We start from the raw sequence: 25,165 nt of genomic DNA, 5'->3' as shown, positions 1-25,165 counted from the left end.
CCCCCACAAGAGTTAATTCATTCCTATGACCACCAAATACCCAAAACGTCGCAGTCAGGCCTGGTTTGAAAAACAGGACCGCGACGGCTTCGTGCATCGGAGCTGGACGGCAAAACCGGGTTATCCGCAGGATTCCTTCGATGGCCGGCCGATCATCGGCATTTGCAACACCTGGTCCGAGTTGACGCCTTGCAATAGCCACTTCAGAGAACTGGCGGAATTCGTCAAGCGAGGTGTCCTTGAGGCAGGCGGATTCCCGCTAGAGTTCCCCGTGATGTCTCCCGGCGAAACCCAGATCCGCCCGACGGCGATGCTGTTCAGAAATCTTGCCAGCATGGATGTGGAGGAATCGATCCGCGGCAATCCGCTCGACGGTGTCGTATTGCTGATGGGATGCGACAAGACCACGCCCTCGTTGTTGATGGGCGCCGCAAGCTGCGGACTGCCGACCATCGGCGTGTCCGGCGGACCGATGCTCAACGGCAAGTTTCACGGCAAGGACATCGGCTCAGGCACCGGCGTCTGGATGATGTCGGAAATGGTCCGTGCGGGCACCATGTCGCAGGAAGAATTTTCCGAGGCGGAAGCCTGCATGAACAGGTCGGCCGGCCATTGCATGACAATGGGTACCGCATCCAGCATGGCCTGCATGGTCGAAGCGCTTGGCATGTCGCTGCCGGGCAATGCGGCGATCCCGGCATCCGACTCGCGACGCAACCGGCTTGCCCAGCTCAGTGGCCGCCGCATCGTGCAGATGGTCGAGGAAAATCTGACGATGGATAAGGTCCTCACTCGCGAGGCGTTCGAGAACGCGATTCGGGTCAACGCCGCGATCGGCGGCTCGACCAATGCCGTGGTGCACCTACTGGCGATCGCCGGACGCATCGGCGTCGAACTCAAGCTGGAGGACTGGGACCGCATCGGCCGCGAGATGCCCTGCCTGCTGAACCTGCAGCCATCAGGCCAGTTCCTGATGGAGGATTTTTACTATGCCGGCGGGTTGCCGGCCCTGATGGCCGAGATCAAGCATCTTCTGCACGGCAACGCTCTCACCGCCAACGGCAGAAGCCTGGCGGAAAACATCGAAGGTGCTCCCTGCTACAACCGCGAAGTGATCAAGCCGCTGGAAGAGCCGTTCAAGGAACGGGCCGGCATTGCCATCCTCAAAGGCAACCTGGCGCCGAACGGCGCGGTGATCAAGCCGTCCGCCGCCTCACCGCACCTGCTGACGCATCGCGGACGCGCGGTGGTATTCGAGTCGATCGAGGAATTGCGCGAGAAGCTCGATGACCCGGACCTCGACATCGATGAAAACTGCATCATGGTGCTGAAGAACTGCGGCCCCTGCGGTTATCCCGGCATGGCCGAGGTCGGCAACATGCCCTTGCCGACCAAGGTCCTGCAAAAAGGCATTACCGACATGGTGCGTATCTCGGATGCGCGCATGAGCGGCACCGCGTACGGCACCGTCGTCCTGCATACGTCGCCGGAAGCGGCGGTAGGTGGCCCGCTGGCGCTGGTGCGCAGCGGCGACATCATCCAGATGGACGTCTCCAAGCGCACCCTGCATCTCGAAGTCAGCGACGACGAACTCGCCCGGCGCAAGACGGAGTGGACGCCGCCGCCGCGCCCTGACCGCGGTTACGCAAAGATGTACGTCGACCATGTGCAGCAGGCACACCTCGGCGCCGACCTGGACTTTCTGGTAGGCAGCAGCGGCGCACCGGTGCCGCGCGAATCACATTAACGCAATCGCATTTACAACATGCTAAACAAGCAGCAGCAAGGGAGATGAATAGATGAAAACACCTGAGTGTGTATGGGACGCCAAGGCAAAACTTGGCGAAGGACCGCTATGGTCGGTGAAGGAGCAGGCGCTTTACTGGGTGGATATCCTGAACCGCCGGCTGAACCGTTACTCGCCGTGGCAGGAACAGCGGACCTGGCAATTCGACCAGGAGATTTCCGCCCTGGCCGAGCGTGAATCGGCCGATGGCCTCGTCATCACTCTGCGCCATGGCTTCGCTTTCTTTAATCCGGCTACCGAAGAATTGACGCCGTTGGCCGAACCGGAAGCGCACCTGCCGGAAAATCGCTTCAATGACGGCAAGTGCGATAAGCACGGCCGCTTCTGGGCCGGCTCGGTCGAGTTCAACTGCACGTTGGAAGCGGGTTCGCTCTACCGGCTGTCACCGGACCGCGAATGCAGGAAAATGGATTCCGGTTATATCGTCACCAATGGTCCCGCATGGTCGGCCGACGACAAGACGATGTATCACAACGACAGCGCGCGCGGCAGGGTCTATGCGTTCGACTTCGACTCCGCTTCCGGCGAGATCTCGAACAAGCGGTTGTTCCTTCAATTCAGCGAAGAGGACGGGTCGCCCGACGGCATGGCGACCGATGCTGAAGGCGGACTCTGGATTGCGCATTGGGGCGCGAGCAAGGTCACCCGCCACGATGCCGATGGCAAGGTGCTGAAAACCATCGAACTGCCCTGCAGCCAGATCACCAGCTGCGCATTCGGCGGACCGAACTTCACCACGCTTTACATCACCAGCGCCCGCAACGGCCTGTCGGAGCAGCAACTGGAGCGTGAACCGCTGGCGGGTGGACTGTTCGCCGTTGACGTCGACATTCCCGGCATGCCCGCAAACCGATTCCGAGGATGACCCGCATGAGTGCTGAAATCTACACCTTGCAATCCGACACGCAGCGGCTGCGGCTGGTGCCGGAACTGGGCGGCGCGGTGGCCGGCTGGGACTGGAAAACCGACAGCGGCTGGACGCCGCTGTTCCGCCCGTGGGACGGCGCGAAGGCGGATCTGTACACGGTCGCCTGCTTTCCGCTGACGCCATGGTCGAACCGCATCACCGGCGGCGGCTTTGAACAGGACGGCATGTTCTATCCGATCAAGCTCAACCGCGACGGCGAGAACTATCCCATTCACGGGGACGGCTGGTTGCAGTCGTGGCAGGTCGCGGAACGCTCCGCAAGTCACATCCGCCTTGCCCTGGAATCGCATCGCTTCGATGGCAATCCCTACGATCATGCTAGCATCGAGACTTTCACCTTCCTGCCCGACGGCCTGGCGATCGACCTGACCGTCACCCATCTCGGCAAGCAAGCTCTGCCCTACGGCCTCGGCCTGCATCCCTACTTCGTCCGTAATGCCGATACGTTGCTGCAGGCGCGCACCACCGGCGTATGGCTCTCCGGCAAGGACCCGATCCCGATTGCCTACGCCAGCGAGTTTCCTCCGACCTGGGACTACAACACGCCCGCGCCGCTGAATGGGCCGATGATCGACACTGGCTTCAACGGCTGGGACGGCACGGCGGTCATCACTTATCCCAACCGTGGATTGTCGTTGACGATGACCATGGAAAACTCGCCCGGCTATAGCCTGATGTACCGCCCGCCGGATTTGCCCTACTTCTGCTACGAGCCGATCACCCAGCCCATCGATGCCTTTCACATGGAAGGCTGGCCGGGATTGAAGGTATTGGCGGAAGGAGAAAGCATGAGCTTGAAGGTGACGTTGAGGGTGGCGAATTTGGTTGGCACATAAGGGAAAGGCCGGGCTGAGGCTGGAAGGCTCCTTTCCCTGGCCGCCCCCCAGAAATGCAGAGGGAACCGTACTGTGGCATTGCACCTTTACAAGAAGCGCGTCCAGCACATTTACCCATCACCCCTTCCCTAGCGACGCATCGCATATACCCCACCGCCTAAAGACGGATAGCTCCCGATCTCAAGCCGGCACGACTCGCCATCCGACACCAGCCGCCCCACACCACCCACCGGCAGCGTCACCTTGTCCCGCGTATGCCCGAATGGCAGTCCGGTCCATACCGGCAGCCCCAGCGTCTCCCTCAGGTATCGCAGCATCGCGTCGAAGTCATAGCCGTTGTCGTAATCGCTCAAGCGGTAAGCCGAAAAATCTCCCAACACGATCGCTTTCTGCCGCGCCAGCACACCAGCGTGCCATAGCTGCAGCAGCATGCGCTCCACCCGGTAAGGATGTTCGTTCACATCCTCGAGGAACAGGATGCCGCCGTACACCGTGGGAAAGTACGGCGTGCCGAGCAGATGCGTCACCATGGTGAGATTGCCTCCCCACAGCGTGCCCGCCAGATCGGCCGGCGGGCTGCCCGGACCGATGAATTCGATTGTGCAGGCGGGCGCCGACACGCATCGCCAGAACTTCTGCAGCGTGAAGGCACTCGGCTCTTCGCGCGAGAAATCGTCGCACACCATCGGACCTGCAAAGGTGACGGCACCGGTGCGGGCCAGCATCCCGAGATGAAAGGCGGTGAAGTCGCTATGGCCGACAAACAGCTTGCCGCTCGCCGCCAGCGCCTGGAAGTCGATTGCCGGCAACAGGCGCGACATGCCGTATCCGCCTCGCAGCGCGAGCACGATATCAACCTCCGGGTCTGCCGCGGCCGCGTGCAGGCGGGCAATCCGGGTCTCGTCGCTGCCGCCGAAACGCAGGTGACGCTCCGCCGGATCATGGAAGAGCTTGACGATGCATCCGAAGGATCGCAGCGCCGCGATGGCACGCGGAAGTGCATTCTCGTCCGCTGCGTAGCCGCCGGGCGCGATGATCGCCACGCAGGTGCCTGCGGGTGGATGACTGTTTGTAATCATGGAGGCGGAACGGACGGGCCGAAGAGGGAAACGCTTGAAATTCTATGCGCCGCCGGCATGCTCGATCAATTCGCCCTTGAGATGGGCGCCGATCAGCTGAGCCAGGCCGACTTCGAGCGCCGGCGGGATATCGTGTCCCATGCCTTTGATTTCGTGCAGGATCGCGCCGCGCACCAGTCGCGCGGTATCGCGTCCGCACGCGATCGGCACCAGCGGATCGTCGGTGCCGTGGATCACCAGCGTTCGCGCCCTGATGGTATCCAGCATGGCGCCACGGTCGCCTGATGCCGCGATCGCCAGCAACTGGCGCGCGGTGCCGGCCGGGCAGATATTGCGCCGGATGCTGGCTTCGACCTGCCTGCGCAGCACCGGTTCCGGCGTCGGGTAGCCCGGGCTGCCGATGACGCGAAACGTGCGCACGAAATGATCGATCACGCTATTAATGTCGCGCGGATTTGCCGGTCGCGACAATAACGCGCTGTTGGCAGCCATCGTCGGCCCGGGCAATCCCGGCCGGCCGCTGGTGGACATGATGGAAGTCAGGGTCAGTGTGCGGTGAGGCGCGGTGCCGGCGATGATCTGCGCGATCATGCCGCCCATCGACGCGCCGACGATGTGTGCCTTTGAGATTTCGAGCGCATCAAGCAGTCCGGTCGCGTCCTTCCCCATGTCGTACAGCGTGTAGCCCGACAGGATCGGCATGTGGAACATCGACTTCATAAAGGCCATTGCCAGGTCCGGCTTGCCGAGCTGATCCATCTTGGTGGACAGCCCGCTGTCGCGATTGTCGAAGCGGATGACGTAAAACCCTTGCGCGGCGAGCGTTCTGCAGAATTCCTCCGGCCAGGAGATCAATTGCAGGCCGAGTCCCGCAATCAGCAGTACCGGCTCGTTTTTACGGTTTCCCAGCGTGTCGTAGGCCAGCTGGATTCCGTTACTTTCAATGACAGGCAAACCATTCCCCTTCAATTCGATTAAGTGCGTTCCGCCGCGGGTGCGCGGTGCGGATCGCGGTACAACATTTTCCCGAAGATGCCGTAGCGGTTTCTGTCGAACCGTTGCCAATGCTGCTCCGGCTGCGCCAGCCGGTCCGCAATCGCGTACAGGGACAGCGGATTGACGCCGATACCCATGTGGCTGGCAGGCACCTCGATATTTTCGGAGCGATCGGTCTCCTGCTCCATGCTGCATTGCCACGCGACCACGCCGTCGGTACGGCTGTAGATCGATGTCGTCGGAACCGGTGGCGGGTCCTTCAGCGTACTGATTCGCGCGTCCCCGTCGATACGCAGGCCGCTGGCAAGTTCATACAGCCAGCAGGCATTGGTTGCTTTCGGATCGCCGGCAAAGGGGGTACCCAGCGTAATGACCTGCCGCACGTCGCCGGGTATCAGTTTTGCGATTTCCCGCGCATACAAACCGCCTAAGCTCCAGCCGACAAGGCTGACGGTGCGGCCATGTTCGCGGCGCAACTTTTCAACCCGTTCGACGCATGCTTCAATGACGCCGGGACGCGGGCCGAGATTGAGCCCCTGCTTCCATGCGTAAGAGGCGTAGCTGCGCTCCGACAAAAAATTGCGCAGTACCGCCGTGGCAAGATCCCCGGTGACGAGGCCGGGAAACACCACCACCGGATGGCCGTCGCCTTTCGGTGCGGACCGCAGGATCGGTGCCGCCAGCAGTGACGCGCCGAGTTCCCAGGGCGCACGTCCTTCCAACGCCAAGAGCCACCAGCCGGGCGACTTGATGTTGTCTGCCGCAGCATGCTTTCTTAACGACGATGAGGACGATGAAGACGACGTGGCTGATGCAGCCGAGGAAAACGATGAGCTTGATCTGGGCATTCGATGTCTATATTGAAGCGCCTGCACACTTATCCGTCCGCTGCGAAACTGCCTTGCCGGAGCGCGCGGCGGGAAGACTTTACACGAGCCAGTGCATTTCTGCTCTTTCTACGGCCGGATCGCCACCATCCGCACGGACGTAGTGTAAGGTCCTGTGGATCTACGCAAGGCATATGCCAGCCGCATTCACTTTTCTTCCTGGACAACAACACCGCGGCGCAAGGCCTGTTGCCGGCGTTCCGCGAAGAAGGCTTTCAGCAATGTGCTGCACTCCTCTTCGAGCACGCCGCCGACCAGTTCGGTGTGATGGTTCAGCTTTTCCTGTTCGAAAAGGTTGAGCACGGAACCGCAGACGCCGGTCTTCGGATCGGTAGCGCCGTAGACCACCTGCGCCAGCCGCGCATGCATCATTGCCCCCGAGCACATTGCGCACGGTTCCAGCGTGACGTAGAGCACGCAGCCGGGAAGACGGTAGTTCCCGAGCAGCGTCGCTGCAGCCCGTAGCGCCATGACTTCCGCATGGGCAGTCGGATCATGGGTGCCGATTGGCTGGTTGAAGCCGGTGGCGATGACTTCGCCGTCCTTGACGACCACCGCGCCGACCGGGACCTCGCCCAGCGCCCAGGCATTGCGCGCCTGGTCCAGCGCCAGCCGCATGAATGCCTCATGCGTCGGCTCATGCATCGGTAATTTCAGCCCAGCAGTTGGGTGTCTCGTGCAGCACCAGCTTATGCAGGCGCAGGCCGGTGCCATACCTGTCCTGGTATGCGGCTTTCAGAATGTTGAACGCGGTCTGCGCAAGGTTCTCCACCGTCGGGATGGAAGAAATGATGACCGTCTTGTGGCCGGGGATACTGGCAAGAAACTCCAGCACGGCGGTATCTTTTTCATAGGCGAGAAAGGCGTGGTCCCAGACATCGACCAGGTGCTGTTTCGCCAGCGCCTTGACGTCGGAAAAGTCCATGATCATGCCGTTGTCGGAACTGCCCTCCTCGCTGATGATGGCGCCGACCAGCGTGATTTCCAGCGTGTAACGGTGGCCATGAAGATTGCGGCATTGGCTTTTATGATCGGGAATCCGATGGCCGGCATCGAATTCCAGTTTGCGGGTGATGGTGAGCATAGTTTTCAGGGAATGTGCAGCAGTTTGTGCGTTTGCAGGCTCAGCTTCCACCGCGGATTTTTCTTGCAGGTGTCGATTGCCAGCCGGGTGTTGGCCTCCAGTTGCGGGCCGTCCATGGGCTGGAGATAAAGATGGTCGAAATCCAGGTCTTCGTAATTCGCCAGCACCTGGTCCTGTTGCGGGATGACGACCTTCAACTCGTTGCCGCGAGTAACGCGCAAAAATGATCCGGCTTTCGGACTGACACAGACCCAGTCGATATCCGCCGGCACATCCAGCGTGCCATTCGTCTCGATCGCGATTTCGAAGCCGCAGGCATGCATGCTGTCGATCAGGGGCTGATCGAGCTGCAGCAGCGGCTCCCCGCCGGTAAAGACCACGAACTTGCTGCCGGCGTAGCTCGTCGGCCAAAGAGAATCGATCAGATTCGCCAGGCTGCCGCTATCGGGATATTTGCCGCCCAGCTCGCCGTCCGTTCCGACAAAGTCGGTATCGCAGAACTTGCACACCGCCGACGATCGGTCGCTCTCCCTTCCCGACCACAAATTGCAGCCGGAAAAGCGGCAGAACACCGCCGGGCGTCCGGCATGGGTGCCTTCACCCTGCAGGGTGTAAAAAATTTCTTTGACGCTGTATGTCACGTTGTTGCTTGCCAGTCTGGCTCAGTTAGGTCGCGTAAGGCTGCCCGGGGATGGGCAAGCCATCCCGACAGGTCTTATTCCCATTCAATGGTGGCGGGCGGTTTGCCGGAGATGTCATACACCACGCGGTTGATGCCGCGCACCTCGTTGATGATGCGGTTGGATACCTTCCCCAGCAACTCGTGCGGCAGGTGTGCCCAGTGCGCGGTCATGAAGTCCTGGGTCTGCACGGCGCGCAGTGCCACCACGTATTCGTATGTCCGGCCATCGCCCATGACACCGACGGATTTGACCGGCAAAAACACCGCGAACGCCTGGCTGGTCTTGTCGTACCAAGATTTGCCTTCATCATCGCGCGTGGCGCGAAGTTCTTCGATGAAGATCGCATCGGCACGACGCAGCAGGTCGGCATAGTCTTTCTTCACTTCGCCCAGGATACGGACCCCGAGGCCGGGACCGGGGAATGGATGGCGGTACACCATGTCATGCGGCAGACCGAGCGCCACGCCGAGTTCGCGCACCTCGTCCTTGAACAATTCCCGCAGCGGCTCCAGCAGCTTCAGGTTCAGGGTTTCCGGCAGGCCGCCGACATTGTGATGGCTCTTGATGGTATGCGCTGTTTTCTTGCCCTTGCCCGCGCTCTCGATCACATCGGGATAGATCGTGCCCTGCGCCAGCCAGCGCGCGTTTTTCAGCTTGCCCGCCTCCGCCTGGAACACCTCGACGAATTCGCGTCCGATGATCTTGCGCTTCGCTTCCGGATCGGTGACGCCGGCAAGATGCCCCATGAACTGTTCGGTCGCATCGACGTGGATGACTTTCACGCCGAGGTTCTTGCCGAACATGTTCATCACCATCGCGCCTTCATCGAGCCGCAACAGGCCATGGTCGACGAACACGCAGGTGAGCTGATTGCCGATCGCCTTGTGAATCAGGGCCGCCGCAACACTGCTGTCGACACCGCCGGACAAGCCGAGGATGACTTCATCGTCACCGACCTGCCTGCGGATCGCCTCGACCGCTTCGCCTATGTAATCGGGCATGTTCCAGTCGGATTTGCACCCGCAGATCTCATGCACGAACCGGCTGAGAATGACCTTGCCCTGCAGCGTATGCGTGACTTCCGGGTGGAACTGCACCGCATACATCCTGCGCTCTTCATCTGCCATGCCGGCAATCGGGCAATTGTCCGTCGATGCCATCAGTTTGAATCCCGGCGGCAGTTCGATGATCTTGTCGCCGTGACTCATCCAGACCTTCAGCATGCCGTGGCCTTCCGAGGTGACGAAGTCGCTGATCCCGTTCAGCAGCGCGGTGTGTCCGCGGGCACGCACTTCCGCATAGCCGAATTCGCGCACCTTCCCGTTTTCGACCTTGCCGCCGAGTTGCTCTGCCATCGTCTGCATGCCGTAGCAGATTCCGAGCACCGGCACGCCGATGTCGAACACTGCCTGCGGCGCCCGCGGCGTATCGCCCTCGGTGACGGAATTCGGACCGCCCGAGAGGATGATGCCGGCCGCACCGTAATTACGGATGAAGTCGTCGCCGACGTCGTAGGGATAGACCTCGGAGAATACGCCCGCTTCCCGCACGCGACGTGCGATCAGCTGGGTGACCTGGGAGCCGAAATCAAGAATGAGAATTTTTGAATGCATGGAATGGTTCGATAAAGACATTAAATTTTTTGTTGCGCCTGTACCGCGCAGTTGCGGCCACGATCCTTGGCCGCATACAACGCGACATCGGCACGGCTGATCAATTCCTCGGTCGTGGCGTTCGGGAAGGTAACCGTCGAAGCAACGCCCGCGCTGATGGTGAGCTTGAGGGTCACGCCACTGATCACTTCCGGCTGCGCCTCGATCGTCTCGCGCATCCGTTCCGCAACCGACATGGCCGCGGCAGCATCGGACCCAGGCAACACAATCAAAAACTCCTCGCCGCCATAGCGCCCCAATGCTTCCTGGGGACGGATGCAGGACCGGAGCCTGCTGGCCACCTTGACCAACACGGCGTCACCTGCCGGGTGACCATAGGTATCGTTGATCTTCTTAAAATGATCCAGATCCGCAACGATCAGGGAAAGCGGTGCGCCCGCCTTGTCGCATCGGGTCGCCTCAATGGCAAGGATGCGCATGATTGCGCCGCGATTCCAGGTTCCGATCAACGGATCGATCAGCGATTTTCGGCGGAGGTTCTTGTTTTTTTTCTCCAGCTCAAGCTGGGTCGCGTTCATCGACCGGAACAAAAGTTCGCGCTCCACCAGCCCGGCCAGATCCGCCAGTGCCTGCTGGTCGTCTTCACCGAACGAGCGCGGCGAATAATCCAGCAAGACAATCGAACCGATCAATGCACCGTCCTTGCAACGAATCGGCGATGCTGCATAAAACTGAAAATATGGCGTATTGGCCACAAAAGCATGCTTGGACAGCAATGGATCCCCGCGCAGATCCTGTACCGCAACCGGTTGTTCTACCAAGGGCATGCTGTAGCAGAATGATGTTGCGATCTCTGACAACAAGCCGCCTTCACTACCAGGCAACGGCAACGAATTGCCGAGACGAATGACGCAGTTCGCCACATCGAAAAGTCGCTCACCGATACGGCGAATTCGCTGAATCTGCGGATCGCACCGGCAATCGTCGACGTTGATGTACTCCGGCAGACCGGACGGCTGCAATTGCACCGACAACCGGGATGCGCGGGGGCGATCTGTCATATCGGCATACCCTCAGGCCGAGTGCGCAGCACGCTTAGTCGGCACGGTAATTCGGCGCTTCTTTGGTGATCTGCACATCATGCACATGCGACTCGCGCATGCCGGCTGCGGTAATCTCGACGAACGCAGCTTTTTCCCGCAGCTCATCGATGGTGGCGCAGCCGCAGTAACCCATGGAGGAACGCACGCCGCCAACCAGCTGATACAGGATCGCCAGCACGCTGCCCTTGTACGGCACGCGGCCTTCAATGCCCTCAGGCACGAGCTTGTCGGCATTGTTGGCGGAGTCCTGGAAATACCGGTCGGCCGATCCGTCCGCCATGGCACCCAGACTGCCCATGCCGCGATACGATTTATAGCTGCGTCCCTGGAAAAGGATGACTTCACCGGGCGCTTCTTCGGTGCCGGCGAACATGCTGCCCATCATGACACTCGATGCGCCGGCTGCAAGCGCCTTGGAAATATCGCCCGAGAAGCGGATGCCGCCGTCGGCGATGCAGGGTACGCCACTGCCTCTGAGCGCTTCGGAAACGTTGGAGATTGCCGTGATCTGCGGAACACCGACGCCTGCCACGATGCGCGTGGTGCAAATCGAGCCTGGGCCGATGCCCACCTTGACGCCATCTGCGCCATGCTCCACCAGCGCCAGTGCGGCAGCGGCGGTTGCGATATTGCCGCCGATGACATCCACCTGCGGGTAATTGGTCTTGACCCATCTGACGCGATCGAGCACGCCCTTAGAATGGCCGTGCGCGGTATCGACGACGATGACGTCGACACCGGCCTTTACCAGCAAATCGATGCGTTCGTCGTTGTCCGCGCCGACGCCGACCGCCGCGCCGACGCGCAGCTTGCCCTGGTCGTCCTTGGACGCGTTCGGATGTTCCGTCGCTTTCTGGATGTCCTTCACCGTGATCAGGCCGCGAAGCTCGAAGGCATCGTTGACCACGATCACTCGCTCCAGCCGGTGCTTGTTCATCAGTCGCTTGGCTTCGGTGAGTTCGGCGCCGTCCTTCACGAAGACCAGCTTCTCGCGCGGCGTCATCTTCGCGCGCACTTCCGCGTCCAGTTCCTCTTCGAAGCGCAGGTCACGGTTGGTGATGATGCCGACGACCTGGCGGCCCTCGACAACCGGAAATCCGCTGATGCCGTGCTGCTGCGACAATGCCATGACATCGCGGATACGCATGGTCGGCGGAATTGTGATCGGGTCCCGTACGACGCCCGACTCGAAGCGCTTCACCTTGGCGACTTCGCGAGCCTGTTCTTTCGGCGTCAGGTTCTTGTGGATGATACCGATGCCTCCCTCCTGCGCCATCGCAATTGCAAGGCGCGCTTCCGTGACCGTGTCCATCGCGGCCGAAAGCAGGGGAATATTGAGGCTGATATTGCGTGTCAGACGCGTTTTCAGGGAAGTATCTTTGGGAAGGATGTCCGAGTGGGCCGGCACGAGCAGCACGTCATCGAATGTGAGTGCTTTTTGAAGGAGACGCATAGTGATTCCTATAGGCGCAAAACGAGATTATACAGAAATACTTTAAATACGTCGCTTTCCGGCATGATCCGGCGATGAAAATCCTCTATTTGCGGGGCTTGCAGATTGACATCCCCATCAAAGCATGGCGAAATCAAAGTTATGCCTTGTTGCCAGGAACCACAATGAAAAAAATCGGCTTTGCCTCCGTCGCCTTCGTCGCCCTTTTTGCTGCCGGCGCTGCGTCTGCCCAGTTCGTATGGCTGGACGAGAAAGGCGTAAAGCAGTATTCCGATATGCCTCCTCCGCCTTCCGTACCGAAATCCCGCATTCTCAAAGGGCTAAGCAAAGAGGCGCGGGCTGCAAACCCGGTGGATGCGCCCGTGTCGGACAATAAGGAAAAGACCCCCGCCACCAACGCTGACAAGCAGCCGATGACGACAGCGGAGAGAAACGCGGAGTTTCATAAACGGCGTACCGAGCAGGCCGAAAAGGAAAAGAAGGCTGCGGAACAGGAAAAGCTCGCGGCGGACAAGGAAAAGAGTTGCGAGCGTGCACGCGAGTATCAGCGCACCTTGGAATCCGGCGTGCGAATCACGCGCAGCGATAAGGAAGGAGAGCGTACGTTTGTCAGTGACGAGGAACGTGCGCGTGAACTTCGCGACACACGGACATTTTTGCAGGAATGCAAATCCTAGCCCGGTCGCGCACACCTGCAGGTTTTCAGCCAGCTTTCTTGTCCGCCCGCCTGCGCCTGGAATCCTTCGGATCGGCGATCAGCGGTCGGTAGATTTCCACCCGATCGCCATTCCTCAACACATCATCCAGGCTCTTCCGCTTGCCGAAGACGCCGACGTGCAGCACCGACAGATCGATCTCGGACGCCTCGTCGAGCATGCCGCTCTGTCGGATAGCCACATGCAGCGTCGCGCCTTCGACGACCTGCAACTCGCGCAAGATTTGCCGGGCCGGCGTTGCATAGCAAACCTGCACCCGGATTTCGGCCGCTTCAGCCATGGATGTCTCCGCCATACACCACTTCCGCCCGCTTGCAAAATGAATCCACGAAACTGTTGGCAATCATATTGAACACCGGGCCGATCAGCTGTTCGAGCACGCGGCTCGAAAACTCGTAGTGGAGGTCGAATTCGATCTTGCACGCATCTTCGCGCAACGGCTTGAAGTTCCAGGTGCCATGCAAGTGCTTGAATGGCCCTTCGACCAGGACCATCTCCATGCGGGTCGGCGGGCTGTTGCGATTTTCGGTCGTGAACGTCTGCCTGATGCCGTGATAGTTGATCTGCAGGGTTGCAACCAGCTTGTTGTCTTCGCGCTGCCGCACGTCGACGCCGCCGCACCAGGGCAAGAATTTAGGGTAATCCTCCACCCGATCCACCAGCGAAAACATTTGCTCCGCGCTGTAATGCAGGAGGACGGTTTTATGGACGACTGCCATCGAATGTGAACCGTTTGATAAAATGCGAAGCTGAAATTCTAACCGACCCGCCTCAAGTTCCTCTATCCATGACCATAGTTGACAATAAAAAAGCTTTCCATGATTACTTCATCGAGGAACGCTATGAAGCCGGCATGGTGTTACATGGATGGGAAGTGAAGTCCATACGGGCCGCGCGCGTGCAGTTGAAAGAAGCGTACGTGATTGTCCGAAACGGCGAGGTTTTCCTGTTCGGATCCCATATCAGCCCGCTCCCGACGGCCTCGACCCATGTCACGCCGGACCCGGTCCGCACCCGCAAACTGCTGCTCAACGCCGAGGAGATCAAGCGGCTGATCGGCAAGGTCGAGCGCGCCGGCTATACCTTGGTGCCGCTGAACATGCATTACACCAAGGGCCGGATCAAATGCGAGATCGGCCTCGCCAAGGGCAAGAAACAGCATGACAAGCGGGAAAGCGAAAAGCAGCGCGACTGGCAGCGGGAAAAACAGACGATCCTGAAACAGAACTACCGCTGAAATCTGGTCGGAAAGCAGCCACGAGGCATTTCACCTTGTCCGCCCTCATCTTTTCCCCGCAATCAGGTCTTCTGCTGCGATTTCACGACATGCATCGCGCCGGCAATCAGGCCGCTGATATCGCTGAGGTTCGCCGGGACGATGATCGAATTATTGGTCTTCGCGAGATTCGCAAACGCATCGACATACTGTTCCGCCACTTTCAGGTTCACCGCATCGGAGCCGCCCGGCTCCCGAATAGCGGCGGCAGTCTTGCGTATCGCCTCGGCACTCGCTTCGGCGATTGACATGATGGCAGCCGCCTCGCCTTGCGCACGGTTGATCGCCGCCTGCTTCTCCCCTTCCGACCGGGCGATGGACGCTTCCCGCTCACCGCTTGCGATGTTGATCTGCTCCTGGCGGCGTCCTTCCGACGCGGCAATCAATGCCCGCTTCTCCCGCTCGGCCGTGATCTGCGCCTGCATCGCATGCAAAATCTCTTTCGGCGGCGTTAGATCCTTGATTTCGTAGCGCAGTACTTTCACGCCCCAATTCGCGGCCGACTCATCGATTGCATTGACTATGCTTTTGTTGATGTGATCGCGCTCTTCGAACGTCTTGTCGAGCTCCATTTTGCCGATAACCGACCGCAAGGTTGTTTGGGCCAGTTGGGTGATGGCGGCGATGTAATTCGACGACCCATAGGAAGCCCTCATGGCGTCGGTGACCTGGAAATACAGGATGCCGTCCACCTCCAGCTGGGTATTGTCCTTGGTTATACAGACCTGGCTGGGCACGTCGAGCGGAATTTCCTTCAACGAATGCTTGTAAGCGATCCGGTCGATGAATGGCAGGACGATGTTCAGGCCGGGACCCAGCGTCGCATGGTACTTGCCGAGTCGTTCCACAACCCATGCATGCTGTTGCGGGACGACGTTGATGGTCTTGAATACGAAGACGACGGCGATGACGAAGAGAATTAAACTGAGGCTGCCGAATGTGATTTCCATGATGCTTTCCCCCGATGGATAATTTATTCCCGCTGGTCCGAGACGATCAGGCGGTTACCTCGCACCTCCTGGATCACAAAAGTGCCGGGACGGGGATCCGCCCCTTGCAACAGTTCGACATCCCAGTCGGCGCCACGGTATTTTGCCCGGGTCATATGCATCCCTTCGCCGGTTTCATTCCAGGTGTCGATTCGAACGGACTGTCCGATATCCATGTTCACGTTCGGATCCTTCGCCGCATCCGTGCGCGACGTTCTTCCATAACGGCTTTTGCGCAATGAATACGTTGCGATGACGCCCACAAATGCAGCAATCAGTATCTGGATCGGACCGCTTGCGCCCGCAAGCGCTGCCACCCCCGCGGCGCCAAGGCCAACCCCGATCATGAGCAGGTAAAACGTGCCGGTGAACATTTCAAGCACCACCAGCACGCCGGCGGCGATCAACCACGCTATCCAGTCACTCATATCTTCCTCCGATCACTTGCGCAGGCCCGTACTCGGCCCCAAAGAAAAACCCCCGCGCCGTTAGGCAGCGAGGGTTTAATGCAACAAGGTGAAGCTGTTTTTGTTGGTTGTTGTCGGTCATCAAGAGCGCTTAGTCTAATCGAAAAATCCAGTGGTTCAAACGCTTTTGTCATGGATTGGGCGAACTTGCAACAGTTGCCTAAGAAACAAAAACGCGAGCACTCGGCTCGCGTTTTTTAGGGTCGGATCGCCTCTATTTCAGCAAGGCCAGTTGCTGCCAGGTGTCGATCACGGTGTCAGGATTCAACGAAATCGAAGCAATCCCTTCCTTCATCAACCACTCGGCGAAATCCGGATGGTCCGACGGCCCTTGTCCGCAGATGCCGATATATTTTCCCTTGGAGCGGCAGGCGGCAATTGCCTGCGACAACAAGGCCCGTACCGCCGGATCGCGTTCGTCGAAGTCCGCAGCCAGCAGTTCCATGCCGGAATCGCGATCAAGACCGAGAGTGAGTTGCGTCAGGTCATTGGAACCGATCGAGAAGCCGTCGAAAAACTCAAGGAACTGGTCGGCAAGAATCGCATTCGACGGTACTTCGCACATCATGATCAGCCGCAGCCCGTTATCGCCCCGCTTGAGACCGTTCTTTGCGAGTAGATCCACGACCTTCTCGGCTTGGCCCAGGGTACGGACAAACGGGACCATGATCTCGACGTTCGTCAGGCCCATGTCGTTGCGGACCCGCTTCATCGCCAAACATTCCATTTCAAACGACTCCGCGAAATCCGGGGCCAGGTAGCGTGCGGCGCCCCGGAAACCCAACATCGGATTTTCCTCGTCCGGCTCATAGCGGGACCCGCCAATCAGCTTCTTGTATTCGTTCGACTTGAAGTCGGACAAGCGCACGATGACAGGCTTCGGCCAGAAAGCAGCCGCGATCGTCGCAATACCCTCGGCCAGCTTGTCCACATAAAACGCCTTCGGCGAAGCATGGCCGCGGGCCACTGATTCGACCGCCTTTTTCAGATCCGAATCGATATTCGGATACTCCAGGATCGCCTTCGGGTGCACGCCAATGTTGTTGTTGATGATGAATTCCAGCCGTGCAAGGCCGACGCCGGCATTGGGAATGGACTGGAAGTCGAACGCGAGCTGCGGATTGCCGACGTTCATCATGATCTTGAGCGGGATGGAAGGCAGGTCGCCCCGCGACACTTCCGTCACTTCCGTTTCAAGCAATCCGTCGTAGATCTTGCCTTCATCACCTTCAGCGCAGGAGACGGTGACCAGCGTACCGTCCTTCAGCATGTCGGTGGCATTGCCGCAGCCGACGACCGCGGGAACGCCCAGTTCGCGCGCAATGATCGCCGCGTGGCAGGTACGCCCGCCACGATTCGTGACGATCGCTGCCGCGCGCTTCATGACCGGCTCCCAATTCGGGTCCGTCATGTCGGCAACCAGCACGTCGCCGGGCTGTACGCGCTCCATTTCCGATGGATCGCGGATCACCCGCACCGGACCGGCGCCGATCTTTTGGCCAATTGCGCGGCCGGACGCAAGCGTGGTACCGCTGCCCTTCAGTTTGAAGCGCTGCTGGGCATCGGTCGGTTTCTGCTGGGATTTCACGGTTTCCGGACGGGCCTGCAGGATATACAGCTTGCCGTCACGACCATCCTTGCCCCATTCGATGTCCATCGGACGGCCGTAATGCTTTTCAATGATGGTCGCGTACTTCGCCAGTTCGACGATTTCCTTGTCGTTCAGCGAGTAGCGGTTGCGCAGTTCGATCGGCACATCCACCGTTTTCACCGACTTGCCGGCTTTGGCTTCGTCGGTAAATTCCATCTTGATCAGCTTTGAACCGATATTGCGGCGGATGATCGGCAGCATGCCTTTTTCCAGCATCGGCTTGTGGACATAAAACTCGTCCGGATTGACCGCGCCCTGGACGACGGTCTCGCCGAGGCCGTAACTGGAGGTAATGAATACCACATCCTGAAAGCCGGATTCGGTATCGAGCGTGAACATGACGCCGGCCGAGCCGACATCGGAGCGGACCATGCGCTGCACGCCTGCCGACAGTGCCACGTCCGCATGGGCGAATCCTTTGTGCACACGATAGGAGATGGCACGGTCGTTATACAGGGATGCGAACACATGCTTGATGGCTTCGAGCACGTTCTCGATGCCGACCACGTTCAGGAATGTTTCCTGCTGCCCCGCAAACGACGCATCCGGAAGGTCTTCCGCTGTGGCGGACGAACGCACCGCGAACGACATTTCACTCGCAGATCCAGCCACCAGCCTCTGATAGAACTCCTGAATCTCCGCCTGCAATCGCGGCTGAAATGGTGTCTCGATGATCCAGCGACGGATTTCACCGCCGGCCTCGGCCAGAGCGCGGACATCGTCGATGTTCAATGTGCTCAAGCGGTCGGCAATGCGCTGCGCCAGCGTCGGACCGCCATCCGCGCTATATGCCAGGAAATCGCGAAAGGCCTCGGCCGTGGTCGCGAATCCGCCCGGAACACGCACGCCGGCGTTGGCGAGTTGACTGATCATTTCGCCGAGCGACGCATTTTTCCCGCCGACGGACTCCACGTCCGTCATTCTCAATTGCTCAAAGGAAGCGACGTAAGTGGCCCCCGGGGTAACCCCTGCTAGTGCTGCGTTGGACATAACAACCTCTGGTTTGATGATAAGAAATCTTCATGAGCGCTCTCGCGATGCTATGCTTTTTTGTTATTCTTCTTGGAGGTTGGCATGCAAACATACGCGTATCGAAATGCGTCTCTTGTTGGTACGTGTCTTGTTGGTGCTTGAAAATGCGCCGCCCAGAACGGGCAGCGGAATCATGACGGGTTTGCTGTCGGCGGATTGCAGAAGTATCAACATCGATAACGCTCCCGTATTCAGTTACCTGCATTTTACAGTGCGCAATGGCATTTTGCCCCTTACAACGCCATTTTTATTGCTTTACATATAATCAAAATTATGCCAGACCTTCCACCGCATCTCCTTCCGCCGGCCGACCGGACGGTTTTCTTTGTGTCGGACGGCACCGGCATCACCGCCGAAACCTTCGGCCACTCCGTCCTGACACAATTCGAACTACGATTCAAGCAAGTACGCCTTCCATTTGTCGATACGCTGGACAAGGCACATGAAGCGGTCAAGGAAATCAACGAGGCGTTCGACATCGATGGCAAGCGCCCCATCGTATTCTCGACACTGGTGAAATCCGAGTTGTCTACTGTTATACGGCATTCCAAGGGAATGCATATGGATTTGATTCAAACCTTTGTCGAACCGCTAGAGCAGGAACTGGGCGTCAAATCCACCCATACCATCGGACGCAGCCACAATATCGCTGATTCCGACGACTACAAGAACCGTATCGAAGCAATCAATTTCTCCCTTGCCCATGACGACGGCCAGTCGCACCAGAACCTGGACTCGGCCGACATAATTCTGGTCGGTGTTTCCCGCTCCGGCAAGACTCCGACAAGCCTGTATCTCGCGATGCAGTACGGCATCAAATCGGCCAATTACCCGCTGATTCCCGAGGATTTCGAACGCGGCAAGCTGCCAAGCGGGCTGTTGCCCTACAAGAATAAGATTTTCGGGTTGTCGATTGCCCCCGACCGGCTGGCGGAAGTGCGCAATGAACGCCGTCCCGGAAGCAAGTATGCGGCACTGGAAAATTGTCGATACGAGGTCAATGAAGCGGAGAAAATGATGCGGCGGGAAGGCATCCGCTGGATGTCGTCAACCGTGAAATCCATCGAAGAAATCGCTGCCATGATTCTCCAGGAGATCAAAGCGGACAAGCGCGGGTATCGAGTGCTGGGCTAGGATCAGCCGCAAAAAATTGAGATTGTCGCCACTATTGATCTGGATTGAAGCAGCCGCAAAAATCGCGTGAACTAAGCTTACAGATTTCTTACAAACCGCTTATTCAGTATGTAAAAAAGCGGAGGCGTGCGATGGATCTCATATTGATTGAACTGGTTCTATGGGGTGGGCTGCTGTTCTTTTTCTGGGCGCTGAAAGACGGTTTGGGCAGCGTCGAGTCCGAAATCGAATCGGCTGGATTACTCAATGCACGGGGTTCGGCGTCAGACGCAGCGGTCCGTGAAATCTTTGCCCAGGCGGAAAACCTGCGGGAACCGATCGGCAGCTACGGCGGAGCGCCCATCCATCGCTATGCGGAGATCGGCGGTCAGTCGTATCAGTTCGACCGCATCTGCCCCGACCCGAAAAAGGTGCATTTCGAGAGCGAAGAGCGATGCCTGGCGCCAGGCCTGGTTTACATACCGTGTTTCGCGGAGCTTGGCCAGAAAACGGAACTGGCTACCTGAGACTGGACGACCGGCTACTCTGGCGCACCTGCTCGAACAGGCATACCGCCACACTGGCGGCGACATTCAGCGACTCGACTGCGCCCAGGTGAGGAATCATCACGCAATTGCTGGCCATCGCCATCAATTCATCCGATACGCCCTGCCCTTCGTGCCCGAACAGCCATGCACATGGCTGCGCGAGGTCCGCATCGAAAACGGACTGTTGGGCATGTGAACTTGTTGCCAGGACGGGAACATCGGCCGCTGCCAGCAGCCGCGACAGATCACAGTGTTCGTAGATTTCCAGGATGAAGTGCGCGCCCATGCCGGCGCGCAATACTTTCGGGGACCATGCGAAACAGGTGCCGTCGCTGCAAAACACCTGTTTGATGCCCGCGGCAGCGGCGCTGCGCAAAATGGACCCGAGGTTGCCGGGGTCCTGGAGATTATCGAGCAGGACTGCCGACCCCGCGAGCCGGTCTGGCAAAGTGGTGTGCGGTGTCGCCACGACAAACAGCAATCCAATGCCGTTCTCGACCTGGCTTAATGCGCCATACAGCGCGCCCGGAAGCATGATGCATTGCGCGCGACCGGCTTCGCAGCGAGCGATGATGTCCGACACTTCCGGGTGCGACGCCGACTCGTCACTGACGACGCAATATTCGGGCATGCCGGCGTGCTGAAGAAAGGACTCGCACAGGTGGACCCCGTCGAGCAAGGTGCGCCCCGCCTTGCGGCGCGCCTGCGAACTTGCAGCAAGGTGTTTGAGTTCCTTATAGAGAGGATTGTCGCGTGACGATATCGATTTCATGCCGGCACACGCCCCTGTACAGTGACTGGGTTCGCGCCATCCGCCGCATCGCCGGCATGGGCTGCTCCCAGCAATGCTCGCACCGGCTGGTAAGACTTCCGGTGTGCCGGCGAAACACCATGCATGCGCAGGCGCTCCAAGTGCAATGCGGTCGGATAACCTTTATGGCGATCAAACGCATAATGCGGATATTGCTCATGCAGCGTCATCAGCGCACTGTCGCGAGCGGTCTTCGCCAGGATCGACGCCGCGGAAATCGCCGCCACCTTATCGTCACCCTTGATGATCGCTTCAGAGCGGATCGGCATCACTGGGCAGCGATTTCCATCGATCAGTGCCAGGCTCGGCACGATCTTCAGCCCTTCCACCGCACGACGCATTGCGAGCATGGTCGCGTGCAGGATGTTCAACGTGTCGATTTCTTGTTCGGAGCATTGCGCGATGGACCAGGCGAGCGCATCCCGCTTGATCAGGATTGCAAGCGCATCGCGCCGGGCTTCACTCAACTTCTTCGAATCACGCAATCCGAGAATTGGCTTGGCGGGGTCGAGGATCACCGCCGCAGCGAATACCGGCCCCGCTAGTGGCCCCCGACCAGCCTCATCCACGCCGCACATCAACTCGCCGGCCTGTCCGAATAACACCAGATTGTCGTTCATGCGCCCGCCTCGACCGGTGTCCGACCGATCAATTGCAGAACCGCTTGCGCGCTTTCTTTTGCGCTGTCCCGCAGCAAGCTGTAGTGCATGTCGAGAAAGCGTTGCTTCAACCGGGTGCGATGCTGCTGATTGGTTAGCTGCTCCCAAAGCGCATTGGCAAGCGCCTCCGGCGTTGCCGCGTCCTGCAACAGTTCGGGCACGAGGAATTCCCGCGCCAGGATGTTCGGCAGTCCGACCCAGGGCTGGTAACCCATGTGCCGCATGATTTCCCAGGACGCCCGCATCATTTTGTAAGCAATCACCATCGGTTTCTTGAAGAGCGCAACCTCCAGCGTCGCGGTACCGGAAGCGACCAGCACGGCATCCGCCGCAGCGATCACCGTATGGGAACGTCCGTCGGTAATTTGAAGGGGTACGTCGTTCAGCCCCGCCGCGTCGAGCAACTGGCGGAAATACGCGGCCTGCCGGTCCCCTGCCATCGGGACCACAAAACGCAGTGACGGATCTCGCTGTGACAGGTTTTTGGCCGCCTGGATGAACGCAACCGTGTTGTACTTCAGTTCGGACATGCGGCTTCCGGGAAGAATGGCAAGCACCTTTGCGCCCGCCGGCAGATCGAGCGCGGCGCGGGCAGCGGCGACATCGGGCTCCAGTGGGATAACTTCCGCCAGCGGATAGCCGACATACGATACGGGGATGCCGGCCTTGCGATAGATCTCTTCCTCGAACGGAAACACCACCAGCATGTGCGAGACGGCGCGGGCGATTTTCTTGATGCGGCCACCACGCCAGGCCCAGATCGACGGGCTGATGAAGTGCATGGTCGGAATGCCGGCTTGCTTCAACTGCATTTCAAGCCCGAAGTTAAAGTCTGGCGCATCGACCCCGATGAAAACGGAAGGACGCTCCTCAAGCAACTGGTCGCGCAAGCGATTCTGGATTCCTTTGATTTCACGGTAATGCGCGAGCACCTCGAACACCCCCCGCACCGAAAGCTTCTCCATCGGATAGTCGCTGACGAATCCATGTTCTGCCATCCTTGCGCCACCGATGCCATGGAAATGCGCTTCCGGCAGATGCGATCGCAGTCCCGCCAGCATCCGGCTGGCCAGAAGATCGCCGGACGGTTCGCCGGCCACCATGGCGATCAATGGTTTATCGGACGATGCCACGGCTGGTGACATCGAGGAAATTGCGCATCAGTTTCAACTGCGCCGACGCATCGGGCGCATCAGCCTCGGCAGCGGCAAGCGCGCTTTTCGCTTCTTCCAGCGTGAGGCCGGATTTGTAAATGAGTTTGTAGGCGTTGCGAATCGCGTTCATCTGTTCGCGCGTGAAGCCCCGCCGCTTGATCCCTTCGAGGTTCACGCCATGGGCCGCGGCTGGATTGCCGGACACCAGCACGAACGGCGGTACGTCCTGCGTCAGACTGGTATTCATACCGACGAACGCATGGTCGCCGATCTTGCAGAACTGGTGCACCGCAGCGAAACCGCTGAGGATGACCCAATCCCCGACATGCACGTGGCCCGCCAGCGCCGCATTATTCGAGAAGATGGTGTTGTTTCCCACCCGACAGTCGTGTGCGAGGTGGACGTAGGCAAGCATCAGGTTGTCATTGCCAAGGCTGGTGATGCCCTCGTCCTGCGCGGTGCCCAGATTAAAGGTGCAAAATTCACGGACGGTATTGCGGTCGCCGATCTGGAGCCGGGTCGGTTCGCCCGCATACTTCTTGTCCTGTGGCGGTGCACCGATCGACGAAAACTGAAAAAAGGTGTTGTCACAGCCGATGGTCGTATGGCCGTCAATCACGACATGCGGGCCGACCCTGGTGCGTGCACCGATCTTCACATTGGGACCAATGATCGAATAGGCGCCGATCTCGACGGAATCGTCAAGGTCGGCTTTCGGATCGACAATCGCTGTCGGATGGATTCTTGTCATTACTGCCCCGCAGGCTGGCTGGCGTCGACGGCGCTGCGCATCGTACACATGAGTTCCGCTTCCACGGCGGTTTGCCCGTCGACACTGCCCTGCGCCTTGTATTTCCAGATGCCGCGCGCTACCCGCAGAATATCTACCTGCATCTTCAGTTGATCGCCCGGCTCAACCGGCCGCTTGAAGCGCGCGCCATCGATTCCCACGAAATAGACCACGCTGCTGTCGTCAGGTTTCTGGTTCATGGTTAAAAACGACAGCAAGGCGGCGGTCTGGGCGAGCGCCTCGATCATCAGGACGCCGGGCATCACCGGCTTGTGCGGAAAGTGCCCGTTGAAAAACTCTTCGTTGACGGTAACGTTCTTGATAGCGGTAATCGACTTGCCGGATTCCCAGTCGAGGACACGGTCGACCAACAGGAGTGGATAGCGATGCGGAAGATATTGTTTGATCTGGGTGATGTCGAGACTATTCATTGCCATTTCCGGTAAGCGATTTAATTGTTTTTTCGAGCTCGCGGATTTTCTCACGCATCGCGTTCAAATTGCGAACGATCACAGCGGATTTTTCCCAATCGGCGTTCTTCGCCAACGGGTAAAAGCCGGTGTATTGCCCGGGCTCGCGAATCGAGCGCGACACCAGGCTTCCGGACGATATATGCACGTTGTCCACGATCGTCAGGTGACCGAGCACCATCGCGGCGCCGCCGAACGTGCAGTACTTGCCGATCTTCGCACTGCCGGCCACACCGACGCATCCCGCCATCGCCGTGTAGGCGCCGATATGACAGTTGTGGCCGATCTGGATCTGGTTATCGAGTTTGACGCCGTCCTCGATGATCGTGTCGGAAAGCGCGCCGCGATCTATCGACGTGTTGGCGCCGATCTCGACGTCGTCGCCGATGACGACCCGTCCTGTTTGCGGAATCTTGATCCATTTGCCCTGATCCTTGGCAAAGCCGAACCCGTCGGAGCCGATCACTGCACCGGAGTGGACAATACCCTGGGCGCCGATTTCACATCCGGCCTGGAATACGACATTGGCGAAGAGATGGGTGCCCGCGCCGATCTTTGCATCGCGACCAATGAAGCAGCCGGGATCAATGATGGCCCGATCGCCGATTGTCGCCCCCGCCTCCACCGTGACATGTGCGCCGACGGTCGCGGTCGGCGCGATGTGCGCGGAAGGATCGATGCTGGCGCTCGCATGTACTCCTGCCGGGACAGGGATCGCATTCCGATCCACGAAGTATTGCGCCGCGCGGGCGAAGTATGCGTAGGGATTCGGGGTGATGATCCGTGCACCGGCATAAGCGCCGCTGATGAACGGGTCATCCGCCTCGGACAGGATCAATGCCGCGGCCTGGGTTTGCGCAGCCTGCTGTCGCAGCTTCGGATTGGAGAGAAATGTGATTTGGGACGCATCGGCGCCGTCCAACGGGGCGATCCCGGAAACTTCGATCTCCGGATCGCCGATCAGATGGCCCCCCAAGCGTTCGACCAGTATTTGCAGTCGAGTGCTCATGTTGGCCTACA

General features: G+C 59.3%; 27 protein-coding genes. 7 read left to right on the top strand and 20 right to left on the bottom strand.

Annotated features, from left to right (window positions below; all coding sequences use genetic code 11):
- Positions 1–25 precede the first annotated feature (25 nt).
- Genes araD through V7080_RS04375 form a run of 3 tightly spaced genes read left to right on the top strand, consistent with a single transcriptional unit; the run spans position 26 to position 3,571 of the window.
- Positions 26–1,747, top strand: a complete 1,722-nt coding sequence (gene araD, locus V7080_RS04385; protein ID WP_334187186.1) for an L-arabinonate dehydratase — start codon at positions 26–28, stop codon at positions 1,745–1,747.
- A gap of 52 nt (positions 1,748–1,799) precedes the next feature.
- Positions 1,800–2,672: an SMP-30/gluconolactonase/LRE family protein gene (locus V7080_RS04380; RefSeq protein ID WP_334187185.1), complete on the top strand. Its 873-nt coding sequence runs from the start codon at positions 1,800–1,802 to the stop codon at positions 2,670–2,672.
- Between the two features lie 5 nt (positions 2,673–2,677).
- On the top strand, positions 2,678–3,571 hold the full coding sequence (locus V7080_RS04375; protein ID WP_334187184.1) for an aldose 1-epimerase: 894 nt from the start codon (positions 2,678–2,680) through the stop codon (positions 3,569–3,571).
- Between the two features lie 128 nt (positions 3,572–3,699).
- On the opposite strand, the gene ldcA is transcribed toward V7080_RS04375, so the two are convergent.
- From ldcA to guaB, 9 genes are all read right to left on the bottom strand, one after another.
- On the bottom strand, positions 3,700–4,650 hold the full coding sequence (gene ldcA / locus V7080_RS04370; protein ID WP_334187183.1) for a muramoyltetrapeptide carboxypeptidase: 951 nt from the start codon (positions 4,648–4,650) through the stop codon (positions 3,700–3,702).
- A gap of 42 nt (positions 4,651–4,692) precedes the next feature.
- Positions 4,693–5,604 (bottom strand): alpha/beta fold hydrolase, encoded by a 912-nt coding sequence (locus V7080_RS04365; RefSeq protein WP_334187182.1) that lies wholly within the window; start codon positions 5,602–5,604, stop codon positions 4,693–4,695.
- 20 nt (positions 5,605–5,624) lie between these two features.
- Complete coding sequence (locus V7080_RS04360) at positions 5,625–6,494, bottom strand: alpha/beta hydrolase (protein WP_334187181.1); 870 nt, start codon at positions 6,492–6,494, stop codon at positions 5,625–5,627.
- 186 nt (positions 6,495–6,680) lie between these two features.
- Entirely contained in the window at positions 6,681–7,178 is a 498-nt protein-coding gene (gene tadA / locus V7080_RS04355) for a tRNA adenosine(34) deaminase TadA (protein ID WP_334187180.1), read from the bottom strand.
- Complete coding sequence (gene queD, locus V7080_RS04350) at positions 7,171–7,617, bottom strand: 6-carboxytetrahydropterin synthase QueD (RefSeq protein WP_334187179.1); 447 nt, start codon at positions 7,615–7,617, stop codon at positions 7,171–7,173. The genes tadA and queD overlap by 8 nt, the downstream gene beginning before the upstream one ends.
- A gap of 5 nt (positions 7,618–7,622) precedes the next feature.
- Entirely contained in the window at positions 7,623–8,258 is a 636-nt protein-coding gene (gene queE / locus V7080_RS04345) for a 7-carboxy-7-deazaguanine synthase (RefSeq protein WP_334187178.1), read from the bottom strand.
- A 74-nt stretch (positions 8,259–8,332) separates the two neighbouring features.
- A complete protein-coding gene (gene guaA, locus V7080_RS04340) occupies positions 8,333–9,913 on the bottom strand; it encodes a glutamine-hydrolyzing GMP synthase (RefSeq protein WP_334187177.1) in 1,581 nt (526 codons plus the stop codon).
- Between the two features lie 20 nt (positions 9,914–9,933).
- Positions 9,934–10,974, bottom strand: coding sequence for a sensor domain-containing diguanylate cyclase (locus V7080_RS04335; RefSeq protein ID WP_334187176.1), 1,041 nt, complete (start codon positions 10,972–10,974; stop codon positions 9,934–9,936).
- Between the two features lie 34 nt (positions 10,975–11,008).
- On the bottom strand, positions 11,009–12,469 hold the full coding sequence (gene guaB, locus V7080_RS04330) for an IMP dehydrogenase (RefSeq protein WP_334187175.1): 1,461 nt from the start codon (positions 12,467–12,469) through the stop codon (positions 11,009–11,011).
- A gap of 74 nt (positions 12,470–12,543) precedes the next feature.
- Here guaB and V7080_RS04325 point away from each other — a divergent pair, with 74 nt between their 5' ends.
- Positions 12,544–13,146 (top strand): DUF4124 domain-containing protein, encoded by a 603-nt coding sequence (locus tag V7080_RS04325; protein WP_334187174.1) that lies wholly within the window; start codon positions 12,544–12,546, stop codon positions 13,144–13,146.
- Positions 13,147–13,171: 25 nt separating this feature from the next.
- Here V7080_RS04325 and V7080_RS04320 read toward each other — a convergent pair whose 3' ends face one another.
- Both V7080_RS04320 and V7080_RS04315 read right to left on the bottom strand, forming a co-directional pair.
- Positions 13,172–13,465, bottom strand: a complete 294-nt coding sequence (locus V7080_RS04320; protein ID WP_334187173.1) for an RnfH family protein — start codon at positions 13,463–13,465, stop codon at positions 13,172–13,174.
- Positions 13,458–13,904: a type II toxin-antitoxin system RatA family toxin gene (locus V7080_RS04315; protein ID WP_334187172.1), complete on the bottom strand. Its 447-nt coding sequence runs from the start codon at positions 13,902–13,904 to the stop codon at positions 13,458–13,460. Before V7080_RS04315 ends, V7080_RS04320 begins: the two co-directional genes overlap by 8 nt.
- Before the next feature lie 68 nt (positions 13,905–13,972).
- Between V7080_RS04315 and smpB the strand changes: the two genes are divergently transcribed.
- The gene (smpB, locus tag V7080_RS04310) at positions 13,973–14,422 is read left to right on the top strand and encodes an SsrA-binding protein SmpB (RefSeq protein ID WP_334187171.1); all 450 of its coding nucleotides are present in this window, start codon (positions 13,973–13,975) and stop codon (positions 14,420–14,422) included.
- Positions 14,423–14,484: 62 nt separating this feature from the next.
- Here smpB and V7080_RS04305 read toward each other — a convergent pair whose 3' ends face one another.
- From V7080_RS04305 to ppsA, 3 genes are all read right to left on the bottom strand, one after another.
- Entirely contained in the window at positions 14,485–15,411 is a 927-nt protein-coding gene (locus V7080_RS04305) for an SPFH domain-containing protein (protein WP_334187170.1), read from the bottom strand.
- 23 nt (positions 15,412–15,434) lie between these two features.
- Complete coding sequence (locus V7080_RS04300) at positions 15,435–15,878, bottom strand: NfeD family protein (protein WP_334187169.1); 444 nt, start codon at positions 15,876–15,878, stop codon at positions 15,435–15,437.
- A gap of 253 nt (positions 15,879–16,131) precedes the next feature.
- Positions 16,132–18,558, bottom strand: coding sequence for a phosphoenolpyruvate synthase (gene ppsA, locus V7080_RS04295; RefSeq protein ID WP_334187168.1), 2,427 nt, complete (start codon positions 18,556–18,558; stop codon positions 16,132–16,134).
- A 315-nt stretch (positions 18,559–18,873) separates the two neighbouring features.
- Here ppsA and ppsR point away from each other — a divergent pair, with 315 nt between their 5' ends.
- Together ppsR and V7080_RS04285 are read left to right on the top strand one after the other, a co-directional pair.
- The gene (gene ppsR, locus V7080_RS04290) at positions 18,874–19,734 is read left to right on the top strand and encodes a posphoenolpyruvate synthetase regulatory kinase/phosphorylase PpsR (protein ID WP_334187167.1); all 861 of its coding nucleotides are present in this window, start codon (positions 18,874–18,876) and stop codon (positions 19,732–19,734) included.
- Positions 19,735–19,865: 131 nt separating this feature from the next.
- The gene (locus V7080_RS04285) at positions 19,866–20,240 is read left to right on the top strand and encodes a hypothetical protein (RefSeq protein WP_334187166.1); all 375 of its coding nucleotides are present in this window, start codon (positions 19,866–19,868) and stop codon (positions 20,238–20,240) included.
- Here V7080_RS04285 and V7080_RS04280 read toward each other — a convergent pair.
- The 6 genes from V7080_RS04280 to lpxD are packed head-to-tail and all read right to left on the bottom strand — an operon-like array spanning position 20,233 to position 25,154.
- Entirely contained in the window at positions 20,233–21,033 is an 801-nt protein-coding gene (locus V7080_RS04280) for a TrmH family RNA methyltransferase (RefSeq protein WP_334187165.1), read from the bottom strand. The two genes, V7080_RS04285 and V7080_RS04280, sit on opposite strands and share 8 nt — an antisense overlap.
- Positions 21,030–21,692 (bottom strand): ribonuclease HII, encoded by a 663-nt coding sequence (gene rnhB, locus V7080_RS04275; protein WP_334187164.1) that lies wholly within the window; start codon positions 21,690–21,692, stop codon positions 21,030–21,032. The genes V7080_RS04280 and rnhB overlap by 4 nt, the downstream gene beginning before the upstream one ends.
- Positions 21,689–22,876, bottom strand: coding sequence for a lipid-A-disaccharide synthase (gene lpxB / locus V7080_RS04270; protein WP_334187163.1), 1,188 nt, complete (start codon positions 22,874–22,876; stop codon positions 21,689–21,691). Before lpxB ends, rnhB begins: the two co-directional genes overlap by 4 nt.
- Positions 22,848–23,636, bottom strand: coding sequence for an acyl-ACP--UDP-N-acetylglucosamine O-acyltransferase (gene lpxA, locus V7080_RS04265; RefSeq protein ID WP_334187162.1), 789 nt, complete (start codon positions 23,634–23,636; stop codon positions 22,848–22,850). Before lpxA ends, lpxB begins: the two co-directional genes overlap by 29 nt.
- On the bottom strand, positions 23,636–24,106 hold the full coding sequence (gene fabZ / locus V7080_RS04260; protein ID WP_334187161.1) for a 3-hydroxyacyl-ACP dehydratase FabZ: 471 nt from the start codon (positions 24,104–24,106) through the stop codon (positions 23,636–23,638). Before fabZ ends, lpxA begins: the two co-directional genes overlap by 1 nt.
- On the bottom strand, positions 24,099–25,154 hold the full coding sequence (gene lpxD, locus V7080_RS04255; protein ID WP_334187160.1) for a UDP-3-O-(3-hydroxymyristoyl)glucosamine N-acyltransferase: 1,056 nt from the start codon (positions 25,152–25,154) through the stop codon (positions 24,099–24,101). Before lpxD ends, fabZ begins: the two co-directional genes overlap by 8 nt.
- Between the last annotated feature and the right edge of the window lie 11 nt (positions 25,155–25,165).

The organism is Noviherbaspirillum sp. (assembly GCF_036846085.1).
Taxonomy (GTDB): Bacteria; Pseudomonadota; Gammaproteobacteria; order Burkholderiales; family Burkholderiaceae_D; genus Noviherbaspirillum.
Note: the sequence above shows the minus strand (reverse complement) of the source record. Positions and strands in the feature narration are given on the sequence as shown.

Bases quoted from the DNA above. Each gene is read 5' to 3' on its own strand.
- lpxA (WP_334187162.1), bottom strand. From the start codon at position 23,636: ATGACAAGAATCCATCCGACAGCGATTGTCGATCCGAAAGCCGACCTT.
- V7080_RS04280 (WP_334187165.1), bottom strand. From the start codon at position 21,033: ATGAAATCGATATCGTCACGCGACAATCCTCTCTATAAGGAACTCAAA.
- ppsR (WP_334187167.1), top strand. From the start codon at position 18,874: ATGCCAGACCTTCCACCGCATCTCCTTCCGCCGGCCGACCGGACGGTT.
- V7080_RS04300 (WP_334187169.1), bottom strand. From the start codon at position 15,878: ATGAGTGACTGGATAGCGTGGTTGATCGCCGCCGGCGTGCTGGTGGTG.
- V7080_RS04305 (WP_334187170.1), bottom strand. From the start codon at position 15,411: ATGGAAATCACATTCGGCAGCCTCAGTTTAATTCTCTTCGTCATCGCC.
- lpxD (WP_334187160.1), bottom strand. From the start codon at position 25,154: ATGAGCACTCGACTGCAAATACTGGTCGAACGCTTGGGGGGCCATCTG.
- V7080_RS04320 (WP_334187173.1), bottom strand. From the start codon at position 13,465: ATGGCTGAAGCGGCCGAAATCCGGGTGCAGGTTTGCTATGCAACGCCG.
- lpxB (WP_334187163.1), bottom strand. From the start codon at position 22,876: ATGTCACCAGCCGTGGCATCGTCCGATAAACCATTGATCGCCATGGTG.
- ppsA (WP_334187168.1), bottom strand. From the start codon at position 18,558: ATGTCCAACGCAGCACTAGCAGGGGTTACCCCGGGGGCCACTTACGTC.
- V7080_RS04375 (WP_334187184.1), top strand. From the start codon at position 2,678: ATGAGTGCTGAAATCTACACCTTGCAATCCGACACGCAGCGGCTGCGG.
- V7080_RS04335 (WP_334187176.1), bottom strand. From the start codon at position 10,974: ATGACAGATCGCCCCCGCGCATCCCGGTTGTCGGTGCAATTGCAGCCG.
- V7080_RS04325 (WP_334187174.1), top strand. From the start codon at position 12,544: ATGAAAATCCTCTATTTGCGGGGCTTGCAGATTGACATCCCCATCAAA.
- smpB (WP_334187171.1), top strand. From the start codon at position 13,973: ATGACCATAGTTGACAATAAAAAAGCTTTCCATGATTACTTCATCGAG.
- rnhB (WP_334187164.1), bottom strand. From the start codon at position 21,692: ATGAACGACAATCTGGTGTTATTCGGACAGGCCGGCGAGTTGATGTGC.
- V7080_RS04285 (WP_334187166.1), top strand. From the start codon at position 19,866: ATGGATCTCATATTGATTGAACTGGTTCTATGGGGTGGGCTGCTGTTC.
- araD (WP_334187186.1), top strand. From the start codon at position 26: ATGACCACCAAATACCCAAAACGTCGCAGTCAGGCCTGGTTTGAAAAA.
- tadA (WP_334187180.1), bottom strand. From the start codon at position 7,178: ATGCATGAGCCGACGCATGAGGCATTCATGCGGCTGGCGCTGGACCAG.
- guaB (WP_334187175.1), bottom strand. From the start codon at position 12,469: ATGCGTCTCCTTCAAAAAGCACTCACATTCGATGACGTGCTGCTCGTG.
- guaA (WP_334187177.1), bottom strand. From the start codon at position 9,913: ATGCATTCAAAAATTCTCATTCTTGATTTCGGCTCCCAGGTCACCCAG.
- ldcA (WP_334187183.1), bottom strand. From the start codon at position 4,650: ATGATTACAAACAGTCATCCACCCGCAGGCACCTGCGTGGCGATCATC.
- fabZ (WP_334187161.1), bottom strand. From the start codon at position 24,106: ATGAATAGTCTCGACATCACCCAGATCAAACAATATCTTCCGCATCGC.
- V7080_RS04315 (WP_334187172.1), bottom strand. From the start codon at position 13,904: ATGGCAGTCGTCCATAAAACCGTCCTCCTGCATTACAGCGCGGAGCAA.
- V7080_RS04380 (WP_334187185.1), top strand. From the start codon at position 1,800: ATGAAAACACCTGAGTGTGTATGGGACGCCAAGGCAAAACTTGGCGAA.
- queD (WP_334187179.1), bottom strand. From the start codon at position 7,617: ATGCTCACCATCACCCGCAAACTGGAATTCGATGCCGGCCATCGGATT.
- V7080_RS04360 (WP_334187181.1), bottom strand. From the start codon at position 6,494: ATGCCCAGATCAAGCTCATCGTTTTCCTCGGCTGCATCAGCCACGTCG.